Annotated in this window: 13 protein-coding genes; 7 read left to right on the forward strand and 6 right to left on the reverse strand. The window is 70.3% G+C overall.

What is annotated here, in order from left to right; all coding sequences use genetic code 11:
* Positions 1 to 7: 7 nt before the first annotated feature.
* Positions 8 to 1,246, forward strand: coding sequence for a DUF4185 domain-containing protein (locus ABZX90_RS22530; RefSeq protein ID WP_355207339.1), 1,239 nt, complete (start codon positions 8 to 10; stop codon positions 1,244 to 1,246).
* On the opposite strand, the gene ABZX90_RS22535 is transcribed toward ABZX90_RS22530, so the two are convergent.
* Positions 1,179 to 2,300 (reverse strand): bile acid:sodium symporter family protein, encoded by a 1,122-nt coding sequence (locus tag ABZX90_RS22535; RefSeq protein WP_355207538.1) that lies wholly within the window; start codon positions 2,298 to 2,300, stop codon positions 1,179 to 1,181. The two genes, ABZX90_RS22530 and ABZX90_RS22535, sit on opposite strands and share 68 nt — an antisense overlap.
* 163 nt (positions 2,301 to 2,463) lie before the next feature.
* Between ABZX90_RS22535 and ABZX90_RS22540 the strand changes: the two genes are divergently transcribed.
* Positions 2,464 to 3,333, forward strand: coding sequence for a LysR substrate-binding domain-containing protein (locus ABZX90_RS22540; RefSeq protein ID WP_351119025.1), 870 nt, complete (start codon positions 2,464 to 2,466; stop codon positions 3,331 to 3,333).
* Positions 3,334 to 3,370: 37 nt separating this feature from the next.
* Here ABZX90_RS22540 and ABZX90_RS22545 read toward each other — a convergent pair whose 3' ends face one another.
* Complete coding sequence (locus ABZX90_RS22545; protein WP_355207342.1) at positions 3,371 to 4,357, reverse strand: Lrp/AsnC family transcriptional regulator; 987 nt, start codon at positions 4,355 to 4,357, stop codon at positions 3,371 to 3,373.
* A 136-nt stretch (positions 4,358 to 4,493) separates the two neighbouring features.
* Between ABZX90_RS22545 and ABZX90_RS22550 the strand changes: the two genes are divergently transcribed.
* The 4 genes from ABZX90_RS22550 to ABZX90_RS22565 all read left to right on the forward strand — a co-directional run bounded on the left by ABZX90_RS22550 (position 4,494) and on the right by ABZX90_RS22565 (position 10,111).
* Positions 4,494 to 5,978: an MFS transporter gene (locus ABZX90_RS22550; protein WP_355207345.1), complete on the forward strand. Its 1,485-nt coding sequence runs from the start codon at positions 4,494 to 4,496 to the stop codon at positions 5,976 to 5,978.
* A 390-nt stretch (positions 5,979 to 6,368) separates the two neighbouring features.
* Positions 6,369 to 8,195, forward strand: a complete 1,827-nt coding sequence (locus ABZX90_RS22555) for an AMP-dependent synthetase/ligase (RefSeq protein WP_351129352.1) — start codon at positions 6,369 to 6,371, stop codon at positions 8,193 to 8,195.
* A 172-nt stretch (positions 8,196 to 8,367) separates the two neighbouring features.
* Entirely contained in the window at positions 8,368 to 9,237 is an 870-nt protein-coding gene (locus ABZX90_RS22560; protein ID WP_351129349.1) for an aldo/keto reductase, read from the forward strand.
* Between the two features lie 178 nt (positions 9,238 to 9,415).
* A complete protein-coding gene (locus ABZX90_RS22565; RefSeq protein WP_355207349.1) occupies positions 9,416 to 10,111 on the forward strand; it encodes a glycoside hydrolase family 75 protein in 696 nt (231 codons plus the stop codon).
* 46 nt (positions 10,112 to 10,157) lie between these two features.
* On the opposite strand, the gene ABZX90_RS22570 is transcribed toward ABZX90_RS22565, so the two are convergent.
* The 4 genes from ABZX90_RS22570 to ABZX90_RS22585 all read right to left on the reverse strand — a co-directional run bounded on the left by ABZX90_RS22570 (position 10,158) and on the right by ABZX90_RS22585 (position 15,450).
* Positions 10,158 to 10,859 carry an SDR family oxidoreductase gene (locus ABZX90_RS22570; RefSeq protein ID WP_355207352.1) on the reverse strand — a complete coding sequence of 234 codons (702 nt, stop codon included), beginning with the start codon at positions 10,857 to 10,859 and terminating at the stop codon, positions 10,158 to 10,160.
* Positions 10,860 to 10,988: 129 nt separating this feature from the next.
* The gene (locus ABZX90_RS22575) at positions 10,989 to 11,825 is read right to left on the reverse strand and encodes a methyltransferase domain-containing protein (RefSeq protein ID WP_355207541.1); all 837 of its coding nucleotides are present in this window, start codon (positions 11,823 to 11,825) and stop codon (positions 10,989 to 10,991) included.
* Positions 11,826 to 12,253: 428 nt separating this feature from the next.
* Entirely contained in the window at positions 12,254 to 13,954 is a 1,701-nt protein-coding gene (locus ABZX90_RS22580; protein ID WP_355207355.1) for a glycoside hydrolase family 6 protein, read from the reverse strand.
* Positions 13,955 to 13,965: 11 nt separating this feature from the next.
* Positions 13,966 to 15,450, reverse strand: coding sequence for a cellulase family glycosylhydrolase (locus tag ABZX90_RS22585; RefSeq protein WP_355207358.1), 1,485 nt, complete (start codon positions 15,448 to 15,450; stop codon positions 13,966 to 13,968).
* Between the two features lie 255 nt (positions 15,451 to 15,705).
* On the opposite strand from ABZX90_RS22585, the gene ABZX90_RS22590 reads away from it, so the two are divergent.
* Positions 15,706 to 18,630, forward strand: a complete 2,925-nt coding sequence (locus tag ABZX90_RS22590; RefSeq protein ID WP_355207360.1) for a glycoside hydrolase family 48 protein — start codon at positions 15,706 to 15,708, stop codon at positions 18,628 to 18,630.
* Positions 18,631 to 18,714: the final 84 nt, after the last annotated feature.

Raw genomic sequence — 18,714 nt, forward strand, 5'->3', positions numbered from 1 at the left:
CCGGTCCGTGCCCGACGACGCACGAGCGCGACGACGGAACGGGACCGGGCTCGGCATCCTGCTGGCCCTGGTCTCGGCGGCCGTGCTGCTGACCGCCCTCCCGGACCACGACCGGGAGGGCGGTGGCACGTGCCGCGCCCGCACCCTGACGTCCTGGACCGCGAACGCGCGGCTCACGGGCGAGTTCGCCCGGTACGGCGACGACGCCGGCCGCGCCGACGACTGGACCGGCGGCGACGGGACCCACTCGGTGCGGCTGCCGGACGGCCGGGTGCTGTGGCTGTTCTCGGACACCTATCTCGGCCAGGTGCACGGACCGCCGAACCCGGTGGGCGAGTCGTACGCCTGGCGCGACACGAGCGCGCCCCTGGTGCGCAACTCGGCGGTCGTGATGTCGCGCGACGGCCGGCTGCTGGCCACGCTGCCCGCGCCCGTCTTCCCCGATCCGGCCCCTCAGCAGTGGCGCTGGCCGGTCGCCGCCCGTGTCGAACCCCGCTCCCCCGGCTCGGACCGGCAGGTCGTCCGGGTTCTGCTGTGGAGCCGGACGGCCGGCCAGGCGCCGTGGATCTACGGGGTGCCCACCGCCACCGAGGTCGCCACGCTCTCGCTGCCCGGGCTGCGTCTCGAAGGCATCACCACGGTCCTGGACCAGCGTTCGGTGGTGGACGCCTCCCGGCGCGTGCTGTTCGGTACCGCGGCCGTCGACGCCGGCGCGTGGACGTACGTCTTCGGGGGCGACGACGGGCGGGCCGCCGCGCGTCCCGCCTCACAGGCGTACGTGGCGCGGGTGCCGCGCGGGAGCCTCGGCGAGGCGGGGGCGTGGGAGTACTGGGACGGTTCGGCGTGGACGGTGCGCGGGCGTGCGGCGCCGGTGCTCGGGGACGGCCGGCGCACGGGCGTCGGCAGCGCGTTCACGGTGGTACGGGACGGCGGCACCTATGTCCTGTTCACGATGGCGGCCGGTGCCGCGGGCCTGAGCACGATCACCTCGTACTGGGCGTGCGCGCCGACCGGGCCCTGGCACGGGCCCACCCGGAGCTTCAGCCCCTCGCTGCCCGGGGGCGACGTGGCGGCGTACAACCCGCAGGTGCACCCGGAGCTGAGCGACGGCGACCGGCTCGTCCTCAGCTATGACGTCAACTGGCTCGACGCGACGGGCACGGTGGCGCAGGCGAACATCAGCCGGAACGTGTCCCTGTACCGGCCGCGATTCGTGACGTTGCGACTGGGGACAGCCGGCTCCTAGCGGACCCCACGCTCCCGCCTGCGGCGGACGGATCGCCCGCACCGGCCGTTCCGTCCGGGTCCGTCGCCCCTCCCGTCCCGGACGGCTGGTCCGGGCCGTTCGGGCCGGTCGCCTCGGGGTCGCGGGCACGGCGCTTGGCGATCACCGCGCACACCATGAGCTGCATCTGGTGGAAGAGCATCAGCGGGAGCACGGCGAGCGAGGCGTGGGCGCCGAACAGCACACCGGCCATGGGGAGTCCGGAGGCGAGGGACTTCTTGGACCCGGCGAACTGGATGGCGATCCGGTCCTCCCTGCCGAAGCGCAGGGCCTTCGCCCCGTACCAGGTCAGGACGAGCATCACGCCGAGCAGCAGCGCCTCCACGACGAGAAGTCCCGCCAGTCGGGCGGGGCTCACCTGGTGCCAGATGCCCTGCACCATGCCCTCGCTGAACGCGGTGTACACGACGAGCAGGATCGAGCCGCGGTCGACGTAGCCGAGGACCTTCTTGTGGCGGGTGATGAAGGCGCCGATCCAGGGGCGCAGCAGTTGCCCGGCCGCGAACGGCACCAGCAGTTGGAGCACGATCCTGACCAGCGAGCCGGCGGAGAACCCGCCGCCGCTGTTGCCGAGGAGGACCGCCGCGAGCAGCGGGGTGATGACGATGCCCGCCAGCGACGAGAAGGAGCCCGCGCAGATCGCGGCGGGCACGTTGCCGCGGGCGATCGAGGTGAAGGCGATCGACGACTGGATGGTCGACGGGACGAGTGTGAGGAAGAGGAGGCCGGTGTAGAGGTCGTGTGTGAGGAACACCGGCTCCAGGCCGCGGGCGGCGAGGCCGAGCAACGGGAACACCACGAAGGTGCAGACCAGCACCGTGCCGTGCAGCCGCCAGTGTTTGAGACCGTCCACCGCCTCACGGGTGGAGAGGCGCGCGCCGTACAGGAAGAAGAGGAAGGCGATCGCGGCCGTGGACGCGCCCGAGGCGATGTCCGCTCCCGTACCGCTCGCCGGGAACAGGGCGGCGAGGCCCACGGTCCCGAGCAACAGCAGTATGTACGGGTCGATCGGCATCCAACTCGGCCACTGCAGGCGTTTCACGGTGCTCCACTGCTCGGTTCGGTGCGTCCGGTGGTCCTGGGCGGGTCGTGCCCTCTCCATCGTCCTCTCCCGGGTCGCGATCGGGAATCCGTCATACCGCTCTGACTGTCATCACGTTTCGCGATAACGTGGTCCCATGTACGACCCTTCCCAGCTGCGTACGTTCCTGGCGGTGGCCCAGACCCTGAGCTTCACGCAGGCCGCCCGGCGGCTGGGGGTGCGTCAGTCCACGGTCAGTCAGCATGTGCGCCGGCTGGAGGACGCCGCAGGGCGGCAGTTCTTCTCGCGTGACACGCACTCCGTGGAGCTCACCGAGGACGGCGAGGCGATGCTCGGGTTCGCCCGGCGGATCCTGGAGGTGCAGGAGCAGGCGACGGCGTTCTTCACCGGGACACGGTTGCGCGGCCGGCTGCGCTTCGGCGCGTCCGAGGACTTCGTGCTGACCCGGCTGCCGGAGATCCTGGAGGGCTTCCGCTCCGACCATCCCGAGGTGGACCTGGAGCTGACGGTCGAACTGTCCGGCACCCTCCACGAACAGCTCGCCGCGGGCCATCTCGACCTGGTCCTGGCGAAGCGGCGGCCGCAGGACCCGCGCGGCGAACTCGTGTGGCACGACCGCCTGGTGTGGATCGGCGCCCAGCGGCTGCGGCTGGACCCGGACCGTCCGGTCCCGCTGATCGTCTACCCTCCCCCGGGCATCACCCGCGCGCTCGCCCTCGAAGCCCTGGAGCGCCAGGGCCGGCCGTGGCGCATCGCCTGCACCAGCGGCAGTCTCAACGGCCTGATCGCGGCGGCCCGCGCGGGCCTCGGGGTGATGGCCCACTCCCGGGGACTCGTGCCGCCGGGCCTGGTCCGCGTATCGGATCGGGCCGGGCTCCCGGAGCTCGGCGAGGTCGACTTCGCGCTGGCGCACGGCCGTCGGCGGCCGTCCGCGCAGGGTGCCGCGGACGCCCTCGCGGCGGCGATCCTCGCGGGCGGGGACCGGCTCCGGGAACGACGGAGCTGACCGGGGAACGGAGCCGGGGGCTGCCCGGCCGAGGGGCTCAGCGGGATTTGGCGTAGGTGAGCTGCTTGACGCGGCGCATGAACGGCGTCGTCTCGACGTACTGGACCCCTTCGAGGCGGCCGAGCGGACCGCTCAGGTACGCGTAGAGGCCGGCCGTGTCGGGGACGACCGCGGTCACGACGATGTTGGAGGGGCCCGCCGTCGCGGAGGCGAAGGCGATCTCGCCATGGGCGGCCAGGGCCTGTCCGACGGAGTGCAGGGCGGCGGGGGCCGCGGTGATCCACAGGCAGGCGGCGAGGCCGTAGCCGAGGTGCTCCGAGTGGTATTCGACGTCGATGTACACGGCGCCGGAGGCCAGCAGCGCGGCGAGCCGGCGCTTGACGGCGGACTCGGAGCGCCCGGTGGCGCGTTGCAGCTCCGGGTAGGTGGCGCGGCCGTCGCGTTCGAGCGCGGCGACCAGCGGCTCGTCCTCGGGGTCGATGCGGGCCGGGCCGTTCGCCTCGGGCGGCTCGGGCAGCTCGGGGCGCAGCGCGGCGGTCTGGTCCGGCGAGAGGACGGCGAACTTGCCGATCCAGCCGTGGGGTCCGCCGAAGTAGCGGTGGATCAGCTGATGGGCACGGATCTCCATGATGTTCGGGGTGCGCGGGAGTTTGCCGAGCAGCAGGTCGTCGTGGTCGGCGGGGCTGCGCGGGCGGGTCATGCAGATCACCTCGGTGCCGCCCGAGGCGAGGCCGATCCAGGCGGTGTCGGGGCGCTTGGCCAGGGCGTCCGCGATGGCGCCGGCGCTGTCGGGTGCGCAGCGCAGCCGCAGCATCCACTGGTCCTGGCCGAGCCGCTGCGCGTCGCGGACCGCGACGACCCGGAGCCCGGCCTCGGCGGACAGCCTGCGGTAGCGCCGGGCGATCGTCTGGTCGGAGGCGCCCAGTACCTCCGCCATCCGGCTGAAGGACGCCCGCCCGTTGGCCTCCAGGGCGGTGAGCAACTGCAGGTCGAGCTTGTCGAGACTGTGGGATTCCAGCTTCATGCGGCCCACCTCTGTCGGATTCCGTCGATCCGGCATCCGAGACCACCGTGATCGACCAGCGCGGCTCCATCGTACGGAGACAGCTCGGGTGACACACGCATCCGTGGCACGGGGAGACGCACAGGGAGATGAGGACATGCGTACATGGGGGCCGCTCACGGCGGTGTGCCTGGGCACGTTCATGTTGTTGCTGGATGTGACGGTCGTCGTCGTCGCGCTGCCGGACATCGCGCGCGGACTGCACGCGTCGCTGAGCGATCTGCAGTGGGTGATCGACGGCTACGTGCTCGCGCTCGCCGCGCTGCTGCTGGGGGCGGGGGCGGCGGCCGACGTCCTGGGCAGGCGGCGCGTACATGTGGCGGGGGTGGTGGTCTTCGCGGCGGCCTCGCTGTGGTGCGGGCTCGCGGCCGGCCCGGGAATGCTGGTGGCCGCTCGTGCGGTGCAGGGCGTGGGCGCGGCGGCGATGCTCGCCACGACGCTGCCGCTGCTCGGCTCGGCGTACCAGGGGCGGCAGCGGTCGGCCGCGCTCGGGGTGTGGGGCGCGGTCAGCGGCAGCGCTGCGGCGGTCGGTCCGGTCCTGGGCGGGCTGCTGACCGAGGGGCCCGGCTGGCGGTGGATCTTCTTCGTGAACCTGCCGGTGAGCGTGGCGGCGGTGTGGCTGACGCTGAAGGTGGTGCCGGAGACGCGGGGGCCGCGCGGCACGCGGATCGACTGGGCGGGCACGGTGGCGTTCGCCGGTTTCGCCGGGGGGACGACGTACGCGGTGGTGCGGGCGGGCTCCGACGGCTGGACCTCGCCGGTCACCACGGGCTCGTTCGCCCTGGCTGCTCTGGCGCTCGTCGCCTTCGTGCTCGCCGAACGGCGGGTGGCACATCCGCTCCTGGACCTGGCGCTGCTGCGCAAGCCCGCCTTCGTGGGCGTGATGCTGGGCGCGCTGGCCTTCAACGGAGCGGCGTTCGGCGTCGTCCCGTATCTCTCGATCTGGACGCAGACGCTGCTGGACATGAGCCCCGTGCGCGGCGGGCTCACGCTGCTGCCGATGACGGGAGCCTCGGTGGTGGTGGCGATCCTCACCGGGAAGCTGCTGCACGGTGTTCCCGCGCGGCTGACGATCGGCGGTGGGCTACTGCTGATCGGCTCGGGGGGCTTCTGCCAGGCCGTCCTCGACGCGGGCACGCACTGGACGGTACTGGTGCCGGGTCTGGTGCTCGTCGGGATCGGCGTCGGGCTGGTCGCCCCGGCCCTCGCGGGCGCCGCGCTCGCCGCCGTGCCGCCGGAGCGGGCGGGCATGGCGAGCGGCGCGGTCAACACGGTCCGGCAGCTCGGGTTCGCGCTCGGGGTCGCCGCCTTCGGTACGGTCCTGACCTCGCGAATGCGGGACACGCTGAATCACGACGCGGCCCACACGCTGGCGAGCGGGGGCGCCGGGGCGCTGCGGGGCGCGGTCTCCGAGCACGCGCTGCGGGCCGCCTTCGCCTCGGGGCTCGACGCGGCGTCGGTGGCGGCCGGTGTGACGGGGATGATCGCGGGCGCGCTGGTCCTGATGTTGGTCCGGACACCGCGCGCCGAGGCGAGCGCGGCCAGGACACCCGCCGAGACGGTGACGGCGCCTCGCGGGTGAGGCCGACGAGGGCCGGTCCCGGAACCACCGGGACCGGCTCGGCCCTTGTCCGGGGGTGCGGGGGTGCGGGGGTGCGGGGGTGCGGGGGTGCGGGGGTGCGGGGGTGCGGGGAGAGGTTGTACGGGGTCCTCATCGGTCCCGGAATCAGATGCTCCACATCTGCTCTGCGCGGCGCCGCGCACCAGGGGTGGGTCGTAGCGATTCCGTGGAGATTACGGACATGAAACCTACGGAACCGTAAGGAATTCTGTCCGGCCGTTCCCCTTGTGCGGGCATTTCCGCGACTGACCTGTGCAGACGCCGCACCCCTCGGCGATCCGAGCCCCCTCCCGCCCGGTCGCGCGGTGGGGTAGCTTTCACGGCGCTGTGCGGAGGCCACGAGGAGCGGTATTGCGCGAGTTCACCAACCCCCCGTTGGCGTCGGCGCCGCCGGTGGGCGGCCTGGCCGACGTCGTCTTCGATCATGCCCAGGAGGACCCGCTCCACATCGCGCTCGGCCGCAAGGACGAGCAGGGCCAGTGGCGCGACGTCACCTCGGCCGAGTTCCGGGACGAGGTCCTGGCGCTGGCCAAGGGTCTGCTCGTCCAGGGCATCCGCTTCGGCGACCGGGTCGCCATCATGTGCCGCACCCGCTACGAGTGGACGCTCTTCGACTTCGCCCTGTGGACGATCGGCGCCCAGGTCGTGCCCGTCTACCCCACGTCCTCCGCCGAGCAGGTCTTCTGGATGCTGCACGACGCACAGGTGTCGGCGGTCATGGTGGAGCACGAGGACCACGCGATGACCATCGCCACGGTCGTCGACCGGCTGCCCCAGCTGCACAAGCTGTGGCAGCTCGACGTGGGCGCCGTGCACGAGCTGTACGAGGCGGGCGCGCACCTCGACGACGAGGTGGTCCACCGGCACCGCCGCGCGGTGACCCCCGAGTCGACCGCGACGATCATCTACACCTCGGGCACCACCGGACGCCCCAAGGGCTGCGTCATCTCGCACGCGAACTTCATGTTCGAGGCGGACACCGTCATCCAGCGCTGGGAACCCGTCTTCCACTCCAAGCGCGGTGACGAGGCGTCCACCCTGCTGTTCCTGCCGCTCGCGCACGTCTTCGGCCGGATGGTGCAGATCGCCGCGTTCCGCGGGAAGGTCAAGTTCGGGCACCAGCCCGAGCTGAACGCGTCCGCGCTGCTGCCGGATCTGGCCGCCTTCCGGCCCACGTTCTTCCTGGCCGTGCCGTACATCTTCGAGAAGGTCTTCAACGCCGCCCGCCGCAAGGCCGAGAAGGAGGGCAGGTCCGGCCCCTTCGAGAAGGCCGTCGACGTCGCCGTGCGCTACGCCGACGCCGTCGAGGCCAAGGCCTGGGGCACCGGGGCCGGCCCCTCCGCGAGCCTGCGCATGCAGCACCAGGTCTTCGACAAGCTCGTCTACTCCAAGGTGCGGGCCGCGATGGGCGGCCGGGTCAGGCACGCGATGTCGGGCGGTTCGGCGATGGACCGGCAGCTCGGGCTGTTCTTCGCGGGCGCGGGCGTCACCATCTACGAGGGGTACGGGCTCACCGAGTCCACGGCTGCCGCGACCGCCAACCCGCCCGAGCTCACCCGGTTCGGCACCGTCGGACAGGCGATCCCCGGCACCACGGTGCACATCGCGGACGACGGCGAGGTCTGGCTGCACGGCGCGAACGTGTTCCAGGGCTACCTCAACAACGACAAGGCCACCGACGCCACCCTGCACGACGGCTGGCTGGCCACCGGCGACCTGGGGTCCCTGGACGAGGACGGCTACCTCACGATCACCGGGCGCAAGAAGGAGATCCTGGTGACCTCCGGCGGCAAGAGCGTCTCACCGGGCGTGCTGGAGGAGCGGGTGCGTGACCATCCGCTGGTCGCGCAGTGCATCGTGGTCGGCAACGACCGGCCGTACATCGCCGCGCTGGTCACGCTCGACTCCGAGGCCGTCGAGCACTGGCTCCTGATGCGCGGCAAGCCGCAGTTGTCCGACGGCGATCTGGTGCGCGACACCGATCTGGAGACCGAGGTGCGGCGCGCCGTCGTCGCCGCGAACACGCTGGTCTCGCAGGCCGAGTCGATCCGTACGTTCCGGATACTGGCGCACCAGTTCACCGAGGAGCACGGGCTGCTGACCCCCTCGCTGAAGCTGAAGCGCAAGGCGATCGAGAAGGCGTACTCGGCGGAGGTCGAGGCGCTCTACCAGGCGTAGTCCAGGGCGGGCCCCGGAACCTCGCGAGGACCGCGCGGACGCTCCCCGAGAACCTGTGCGCGGAACTCCGGGGCGGACTCCACGACGGGAACGGACCCATTTCGGCCAATCCTTGATTCCTCGGACCGGAATTCCGGTCAGGAATGCATCACGGCCGGTGATCGTTGACGATATGAGTACCATCCGACGACTGAAGGATCGAGAGCTCGTGAGCAAGGTCCCCCCGACCATCCTGAACAACGGCGTCGAGATGCCACAGCTGGGCTTCGGTGTCTGGCAGGTGCCGGACGACGAGGCGGAGCGAGCGGTCGCCACGGCGCTGGAGTCCGGGTACCGCAGCATCGACACCGCGGCGATCTACGGCAACGAAGAGGGCACCGGCAAGGCCATCAACGCCTCCGGCATCGCCCGCGAAGAGCTCTTCGTCACCACCAAGCTCTGGAACAGCGACCAGGGGTACGACTCCGCACTGCGCGCCTTCGACACCTCGCTGGAGAAGCTCGGCCTGGACTACGTCGATCTGTACCTGATCCACTGGCCGACGCCGTCCCGGGGCAGGTACGTCGACACGTACAAGGCTTTCGAGAAGATCCACGCGGACGGCCGCGCCAAGGCCATCGGCACCTCGAACTTCCTCCCGGAGCACCTGGCGAAGCTGATCGACGAGACGTCCGTCATCCCGGCCGTCAACCAGATCGAGCTGCACCCGCACCTCCAGCAGCGCGGGGCCCGTGAGTACCACGCCGAGCAGGGCATCGCGACCGAGGCCTGGTCGCCGCTCGGCCAGGGCAAGGGCCTCCTGGAGGTCCCGGCGCTCGTCGCCATCGCGCAGAAGCACGGCCGCACCCCCGCGCAGATCGTCCTGCGCTGGCACCTCCAGCTGGGCAACGTCGTGATCCCGAAGTCCGTGACCCCGTCCCGGATCAAGGAGAACATCGACGTCTTCGACTTCTCCCTGGACCTCGAGGACATCGCGGCGATCTCGGCCCTGAACGAGGACCGCCGACTGGGCCCGGACCCGGCCAAGTTCGACATGGGCTGACCAACCCGCCCACGCCACCCGCCGGCCCGGATGCGCTGACCGCATCCGGGCCGGCGGCTTTTTTACGCCCCTGGACCGGACCGACTCCGCGGAAAGTCTTGACGCGGTCATGCAAGCAGGGCCACCTTGTACGGCAACCCGGTAAGGAAAGTTTCCTAACAGAAGGGTTTCCCCCACAGTGCGCACTCGAACACTGACCCTGTCCGCGGCCGCCTGCGCCGCGCTGCTGGCCACCGCCACCCTCCCGTCCCATGCCTTCGGCACCGCCAACCCCCGCTCGGCCCAGGAGGGTTCGGTCAGCGCGGCCTCCCTCCTCGCCAAGGTGACGTCCTGTTCACAGATATCGAGCGGCAAGTACCGGACCGACGACGAGACTTCGGCCACCATCCCCGTCTGCGGCAAGAACGGCGCCGTGTTCTGGAAGGCCGACATGGACGTCGACTGCGACGGCCAGATCACCAGCAAGTGCAACGCCGACACCGACCCCTGGTTCCAGGACGACACCGCGTTCCACCAGTCCAACGGTCAGCCGCTGCGCGCCGACTCACTGCCCTATGTCGTCGTGCCGAGCACCAGCAGCATCTGGAAGTACACGAGTTCGGGCATCAAGGGCGGTGGCGTGGTCGCCGTCATCTACAACGGCAAGGTCGAGTACGCGGTGGTCGGCGACACCGGACCGACGAAAATCATCGGTGAGGCGTCCTACGCCACGGCGAACGCGCTCGGGATCGACCCCGACCCGGAGACGGGCGGCACCGATTCGGGCGTCACCTACATCCTGTTCAAGAACTCGCAGGTGTCGCCGATCGAGAGCCACAGCGCGGCCGTGTCGCTCGGCGACTCGCTGGCCAAGCAGTTCATCCAGAACAACTGAGGTCCTGCCCGGCGGGGATGCCCGTCCCCGCCGGGCACGGATCGGATCAGACGGGCTGGCCGATCGGGCGGACGACGACCGTGTTCACGTCGACGCCCGTCGGCTGTCCGACCGCCCAGACGATCGAGTCCGCGAGCTGGTCCGCCGTCAGCAGGTGCCCCGGCGGCAGGCTGCCGTAGCTGTCCCAGAACGGGGTCTCCACGCGGCCGGGCGAGATCAGCGTCACGCCCACGCCGTACTCGGTGACCTGGCGCCTGGTGTTCTCGGCGAGCCCGGTCACGGCCCACTTGGTCGCGCCGTAGATGTTGCCGGGTGTGTTCACATGCCCGGCGACACTGCCGATCAGCACAATGCGGCCACGGGTCTCCTTCAGCGCATCGATGGACGCCCTGATCAGCAGCGCGGGACCCAGCACATTGGTCAGCACCATCTCGGACCAGCCTGCGGGGTCGCCCTCCGCGACCGTGTCATGGGTGGCGAAACCGGCGTTGGCGACGACGGTGTCGAGCCGCCCGAACTCCTTCAGCGTCGCCTCGACCGCCGCCCGCACCTGGTCGTACTCGGCCGCGTGACCGACGACCGTCAACAGCCCCTCGGGGTTGCCGAGTTCCTCGGCGAACCCGCGCAGCCGCTCCGCACCGCGACCGGTGACGGCCACTCGGTGCCCGGCGTCGAGCAGCCGACGGGCGACCGCGGCTCCGATACCGCTTCCGCCTCCGGTGATCAGCGCGACAGGAGAGTCGGTCATGGTCTACCCCCAAGAGTGTCCGGCCGGGCGCCGGCCGACTGTACGGCGAACTCCGGGAGTTCATCAGTTGGAGCACGCTCGATGTCAAGGCCCGGCGAACGCCCGCGCGGCCGGGTGACACCACCGGGGCTATTCCGGCTTCACGCCCACGTACACCGTCATCGCCGTCAGGAGGAACGCGTCGGTGCGCTGGTGCACGCTCGCCTTGTCGTCCGGGTCGAGGAGCCGGTCGAGGGTGGCGAGGTCGTCCGCGTCGAGCCCTTCGGCGAGGCCGTCGCGCCGGCGGGTGAGGGCGGTGACGACGAAGGCGCGCGCCTCGTCCGAGAGCGGGGCGGGAAGGTCGAGGAGGAAGGTGCGGGTCGCCGTGTGACGCAGGCCGACGGCGGTGAGCAGGGCGGGCCAGTCCTCCGTCTCCTGCACCGCACCGGGCAGTTCGGCCCGCATCCGGGTGAACCACTCGTCGTGCACCGCGTCGATGCGGGCCTCGAGGCCGGGCCGGCCGATGCCGATGTCGCGCGGGAGGAACCGTGTGGGCAGGCCGCCCTCCAGCAGGGCGAGGACGCCGCCGGGTGCCAGGCCCCGGACGAAGCCCGCGAGGGCGGCCCGCTGGTCGCCGACATGGTGCAGCGACCTGCTGGCCCACAGCAGGTCGGCGGGGTACTCCACCTCGCCGATTCCGTCGGAGAGTTCCGCCTCGACCGTGCTGAAGCGGTCGGCGAAGCCTAGCCGCTCGGCGCGGGCGCGGGCCTCTGCCAGCAGGGGTTCCACGCCGTCCACGGCCACGACCCGCGCGCCGGGGAAGGTGTCGGCGAGCAGGCAGGAGATGACGCCGGGGCCACTGCCCGCGTCCACGATCAGACCCGGCTCGGGCTGCTGCTCCCGGAGCCACTCGGCGGCCTCGACGTACGCCGGGGTGAACAGCTCCGCCTCCTGCACCAGCAGGGGCAGCATCTGGGCGAAGTCCATCTGGGTGTGGTCGTGCCCCTGGCCCTGCGCGGGGCCGTGGCCGTGCGCGGGGCCGTGGCCGTGCGCGGGGCCGTGGCCGTGCGCGGGGCCGTGGCCGTGCGCGGGGTCCTGGTGGTGCGCCTGGCCGTGGTGGGGGCCGTGGTCGTGATCGTGGTCCTGTGCCATGGGACAAGCCTCTCTCTCGGGGTGGGGACAGCGTGCGCCGCCACTCCCGGAAACGGCTAGTCGTGTTGCTCGAACGGCAAAATTGGCTCGGCGCGGCCGCACCGCGGCAGGCGGCCGCGGTTCATGGCGCAGCCGCCGTTGTACCCGGCGGCTCCCTGTGAGCCGGAGCGGGCCGACGGGCACAACACGGCGGTGGCGTTCGCGGTCCGCCAGGGGCCGGGGAAGGGGAACTGACCCCTGGCGGACACGACGCGGTCAGCCGGTCACAGTGCCGGGTACGCGTTCTTCATGAGCTCCTGGAACTGGGCGGAGAACCAGTGCCCGGAGAGCGGGGCGTTCGGCAGCGCGCCGGAGAGGCTGTTCCCGTTGCGGGCGTTGCCCGTGTACGTGGGGTCGCACATCCGGTCGAAGCCCTTGCCCTCGTCGTTCGCGATCGCCGAGCTGGAGCCGTCGGACTCGCCCGGAGGCTTCATCCACACATAGGCGTCGATGCCGGTCGCCGGTGCCGCCTTCGGACGCTCGCCGAGACCCGCGCCCGACTGGTTGCACCAGTTGCCCATGTGGATACGGCGGTCGTAGCGCCCTCCGTCGACGTACGTGTCGACGCTGGTCGTCGCGCCGGGACCGGCGGGCCGCGCCGTACCGCCCCAGCCGTTCCGGGAGGTGTCGATCAGCATGCCGATACCGGAGTTGAAGCCGACCGAGACGAGCTGGTTGCGGAAGGCCTGGGCGTAGGACAGCTCGTCGACGTAACGGTTCCAGTCCACCCACTTCGACTGGCGCACGGAGGTGCCGTTCACCGTGTCGTTGATGGTGAAGTTGTTCTCCTTCAGGGCGCTGTAGTTCGCCGTGTTGGTGATGAACCCGTGCACGTCACCGACGGTCGCACCCTCACTGGTCGCGGCCTGCTTGAACAGGGTCGCCGAGGGGCCGAAGTTGTCGTCCCAGCCGAGCCAGCCGTGGTGACCGGCGTCGATGTAGTTGTAGACGTTGGGGATCGCGCCCAGCTTGGCGAGCGCGTAGCCGACGCCCTTCACGTAGTTGCCGTTGGCGAGCATGGTGTCGCACGCGGGGGTGGCGGTGGCACGGCTGCCGGTGTTGGTGACGAGGTTCGGCAGGGAGTCGATCTCGATGGTCGTGACGATGCGCAGCGCCGCGTACTTGCTGTCCGCGAGAATCGCCGCGATCGGGTCGATGAACTGCGTCTTGTACTTGTCGATCTCCGTCGGGCCGAGTTCGCCGTTGGAGGCGAGGGCGGCGCAGTCACGTCCGGGCAGGTCGTAGACGACGAGCTGGACGACCTCTTCACCCGTGCCCTTCTGGGCGAGTGCCGCGTCGAGGTGGGCGCGCAGGCCCATGCTGGTGGACGAGCCGTTGATCGCGGCGATCCGGTCGAGCCAGACGCCGGTGGGCTGGTTGGAGATCCGGCTGCCCCCGGTCTCGGCGGCGGCCTTCGCCGACCACTCCGGGTTCACGTACACCTTGGCGCCGGCGTACGGGTTGTCGACCTTGCCGGAGGGGTCGGGGTCGGTGCCTCCGCCCCCGCCGCTGCCGTCGTCGACGTTGCAGGTGACTCCGTCGAGCGTGAAGACGGTGGGCAGCGCGTTGGTGCCGCTGTAGGAGGCGTTGAAGCCGAAGCTGACCGAACTCCCGGTCCCCAGAGAGGCGTTGTACGTCTCGTTGGCGGCGGTGACGGCCGTCCCGCTCTGGCTGATCTTCGCGTTCCAGCCGGAGGTGACCTTCTGGTTCCCGGCGTACGACCACTTGACCGCCCAGGAGGACTTGGCGGCGCCGTTGTTGGTGACGGTGACGGCGGCGGTGAAGCCGGTGTCCCACTGGTTCTGCACCTTGTAGTCGACGGTGCAGGGGATGGCGGCGACGTCGGCGGGGACGGCCGAGGCGGCGCCCGATCCCGCGGCGATCAGGGCGAGTGCCCCGAGAAGTGCTGTTCTTGCACGGCTCATGTGCGGCTTCCTTATCCGTTGAGGGCGCGCAGGTGGTCGCGCAGCCCGATGCCGTACGAGGTCGGTGTTCCGTCGTAGTTCGAGATCAGCGACGGACCGGAGGAACAGTCCCAGGTGTTCCAGGTCCAGCCGAGGTAGGAGAGCCCCCGGTCGTCGAACCACTTCATGACGGTGTCGACGAAGGAGTGGGAGCAGGTGTTCTCCCCGATCTCGCCCGCCACGAGAGGCACTTGGGCGGCGACAGGGGCGAGCGTCGAGTTCCAGCAGCTCTCGCTCGCGCAGGTGTTGAAGTTGTAGACGTGGTACGCGGCGACGAGATTGCCCGTCGGATCACTGGGCTTGTACGTCAGCCACTGGCTCAGGTCGTTGGAGTAGGCGAGGCCACCGGCCAGGATCAGGTTCTTGGCGCCGGTGCCGCGTACCGCGTCGACCAGGCTCTGCATTCCGGCCACCGGGTAGGAGATGCCGGGGCAGGTGCCGCCGTCGCGCCAGCAGGTCCACGCCTGGGTGGTCGTGGAGGTCGCGCGGTCCGGGTAGGGCTCGTTGAACAGGTCGAACGCGACGGCCGGGTCGTCCTTGAAGGTGCTCGCGACCGAGGCCCAGAAGGACGGGGTGTACTGCGCGTCGGGCATCGGCTTCTGGCAGGTGGCGTGCACGTCGGAGCAGCCCGCCGAGTTGCCGGTGTACTGGCCGTACGTCCAGTGCAGTTCGACGAGCGGGGTCATGCCGTGCGCCTCGACCTTGGCCACCAGGTCCTTGACCGCGGCGATGTAGTTGGCGCCGGCGTACTCCGGTTTGATGTTGGACAGACCCAGCCAGCACTCCTCGTTGAGCGGAATGCGGACGGTGTTGACCCTCCAGTCGGCGATCGCCTTGACCGCCGCGTCGTCGACGGGACCGTCGAAGAAGCCGTAGCCCTGGACGCACATGAACTCGCCGCCGGAGCGGTTGACACCGAGCATCCTGCGGGTGGCTCCGGCGGAGTCGACCAGCTTGTTGCCCGAGACGTGCAGTTTCGGCGCCTCACCGCCGGTCGGCGGCGGGTCGGTCGGGGTGGGTGTCGGCGTGGGCGTCGGCTGGGCGTCCACGTTGCAGGTGGTGCCGTTGAGCTTGAAGGCCGTCGGTGCCGTGTTGCTCCCCGACCAGGAGGCGAGGAAGCCGGCGCTCACGCTCGCGCCGGTGGCCAGCGAGCCGTTCCAGCTCTCGTTGGACGCGGTCACCGTCGTACCGGACTGGGACCACTTGGCGCTCCAGCCCTGGGTGACCTTCTGGCCGCCGGAGAAGTCGAAGCCGAGGCTCCAACTGCTCAGTGCGGCCATGTTGTTGGTGATTTTCACGGCGCCCTGGAAGCCGGTGTCCCACTGTCCGGTGACCGAGTACTCCACCGTGCAAGCGGGCGTGGCTCCGGAGGCCGTGACGACCGGCGCGATCGCGGTGCCCACGAGGGCGACCGCGGCGCCGACCACTAAGAGAGAAAGACGCGGGGGGTGACGCATGAAGCGACTCCTTGCAGCTCTGGCGCGCCTTGATCGACGCGTCGACTGATGGAACCGCTCCCACTGGTGCCGATGAAGCTAGCGCCAAGTTCTGTTGTTGCACAGAGAAGTTGCACTGTTGATCAATCGAATCATTTCGACTCTTCAAGCACCTTGACCCCTCACACCCCTCTCTCCAATATGGGAGCGCTCCCACTGGTTCAAGGCTTGTTGCTCCTCCCCCCATTCTCCGAGCCGCAAGGAGGAACCAGCACCATGGATCCCAGCCCTCGATGGAGACGTCGTCGCAGCTCGCGGCGCCTGTGGACCGCGGTAGTGGCGGCCCTCGCCCTCCCGCTCGCGACTCTGGCGACCGGTACGACTCCCGCACACGCGGCCACGGTTCAGTGCAGTGTCGACTACAAGACCAACGACTGGGGCTCCGGCTTCACCGCGGATCTGACGATCACCAACCGGGGCACGGACGCCATCAACGGCTGGACCCTGACGTACGCCTACACGGGCAACCAGACCCTCACCAACGGCTGGAACGGGATCTGGTCGCAGTCCGGCAAGACGGTCACCGCGAAGAACGCCGCGTGGAACGGGACGATCGCCGCCGGGGCCGCCGTGACCGCCGGCGCGCAGTTCACCTACAGCGGCACCAACACCGCCCCCGCCTCCTACGCGGTCAACGGCACGACCTGCACCGGCGCGCACCAGCCACCGGTCGCCGTGCTGACCAGCCCCGCGGCGGGCGCCGTCTACACCCAGGGCGACGCCATCCCGCTGGCCGCGACCGCGGCGGCGGCCGACGGGGCGACCATCGGCAAGGTCGAGTTCTACGACGACACGACCCTGCTCGGCACCGACACCAGCTCGCCGTTCACCCTGTCGGCCTCCGGGCTGGCCGTGGGCAGCCATTCGCTCGTGGCGAAGGCGTACGACAGCCTGGGCGCCTCGGCGGATTCCACACCGGTCGGCATCACGGTCGCCTCGGGCCCCGCGGTGGTCGCCTCACCGACCCAACTCGGCGTCCAGCAGAGCAAGTCGGGGACGTTCGGCGTGAAGCTCTCGACCCAGCCGAGCGCGAACGTGACGGTGGGGGTGGCCCGTACGGACGGCAACACCGGCCTGTCCGTCACGGGCGGTTCCAGTCTGACGTTCACACCGTCCAACTGGAACACGGCGCAGACGGTGACCATCACCGCGGACGCCTCGGGCACGGGATCCGCGACCTTCACGGCCTCGGCGACCGGGCACGCCAAGGCCACCGTCACCGTGACGGAACTGGCCGCGTCGAAGGCGTACGACGCGCGCTTCCTGGACCTCTACGGCAAGATCACCAACCCGGCGAACGGCTATTTCTCCCCCGAGGGCATCCCGTACCACTCGGTGGAGACACTGATCGTCGAGGCGCCGGACCAGGGTCATGAGACGACATCGGAGGCGTACAGCTATCTGATCTGGCTCCAGGCGATGTACGGGAAGGTCACCGGCGACTGGTCGAAGTTCAACGCCGCGTGGACGACCATGGAGACGTACATGATCCCCACGCACGCCGACCAGCCGACGAACTCCTTCTACAACGCCTCCAAGCCGGCCACCTACGCACCCGAGCTGGACACTCCCAACGAGTACCCGGCCAAGCTCGACACCGGTGTCTCGGTCGGCCCGGACCCGATCGCCTCGGAGCTGAAGAGCGCGTACGGCACGGACGACGTGTACGGCATGCACTGGCTCCAGGACGTGGACAACACCTACGGCTACGGCAACGAGCCGGGCAAGTGCGAGGCGGGTCCGACCGCCACCGGCCCGTCGTACATGAACACCTTCCAGCGCGGTGTGCAGGAGTCGGTGTGGGAGACCGTGCCGCAGCCGACCTGCGACGCCTTCAAGTACGGCGGAAAGAACGGGTACCTGGACCTCTTCACCGGGGACTCCTCGTACGCGAAGCAGTGGAAGTACACGGACGCTCCGGACGCCGACGCGCGTGCGGTGCAGGCCGCGTACTGGGCCGACCTGTGGGCCAAGGCCCAGGGCAAGAGCGGTGACGTGTCGGCCACGGTCGGCAAGGCTGCGAAGATGGGCGACTATCTGCGCTATGCCATGTACGACAAGTACTTCAAGAAAATAGGCAGTTGTGTCGGTCCGTCGACGTGCCCGGCGGGTACCGGCAAGGACGCGTCGCACTATCTGCTCTCCTGGTACTACGCCTGGGGTGGCGCGACCGACACCTCGGCGGGCTGGGCCTGGCGCATCGGCTCCAGCCACACCCACGGCGGCTACCAGAACCCGCTGGCCGCCTACGCGCTCAGCACCAACGCCGACCTGAAGCCCAAGTCGGCCACGGGCGCCTCGGACTGGGCCACCTCGCTGACCCGCCAACTGGAGTTCTACCGCTGGCTCCAGTCGAACGAGGGCGCCATCGCGGGCGGCGCGACCAACAGCTGGGCCGGCCGCTACGCGACACCTCCGACCGGGACGCCGACCTTCTACGGCATGTACTACGACCAGCAGCCGGTGTACCACGACCCGCCGTCCAACCAGTGGTTCGGATTCCAGGCGTGGTCCATGGAGCGGGTCGCCGAGTACTACCAGCAGACGGGGAACGCTAGCGCCAAGGCGGTCCTCGACAAGTGGGTCGCGTGGGCGCTGTCCAAGACCACGATCAACCCGGACGGCACCTACCAGATCCCCTCCACACTCCAGTGGTCCGGCGCCCCGGACACCTGGAACGCGTCAAGTCCGGGCGCCAACAGCGGACTTCACGTCACCGTCGCCGACTACACGAACGACGTCGGGGTGGCCGCCGCGTACGCCAAGACCCTGTCGTACTACGCCGCCAAGTCCGGCAACACCCAGGCGAAGACGACGGCGAAGGCGCTCCTGGACGGTATGTGGAGCAACTACCAGGACGGTCTGGGCATAGCCGTCCCGGAGACCCGCGCCGACTACAACCGCTTCGACGACAGCGTGTACGTGCCGAGCGGCTGGACCGGCACCATGCCGAACGGCGACGCGGTCAACTCCTCCTCGACCTTCGCCTCGCTGCGGTCCTTCTACAAGAACGACCCGGCCTGGTCGAAGATCGAGAGCTATCTGGCGGGCGGCGCCGCGCCCTCCTTCACGTACCACCGGTTCTGGGCGCAGGCGGACATCGCCCTCGCCATGGGCTCGTACGCGGAGCTTCTCGAATAGTCCCCGCTGTGGCTCCGCGTACACGGCCCTGTCCCTGACGGCAGGGCCACCGGCCGGGCGGTCCCTCACCGGATTGAGGGCCGC

Origin of the sequence: Streptomyces sp. NPDC002935 (genome assembly GCF_040611295.1) — a bacterium.
GTDB lineage: Bacteria > Actinomycetota > Actinomycetes > Streptomycetales > Streptomycetaceae > Streptomyces.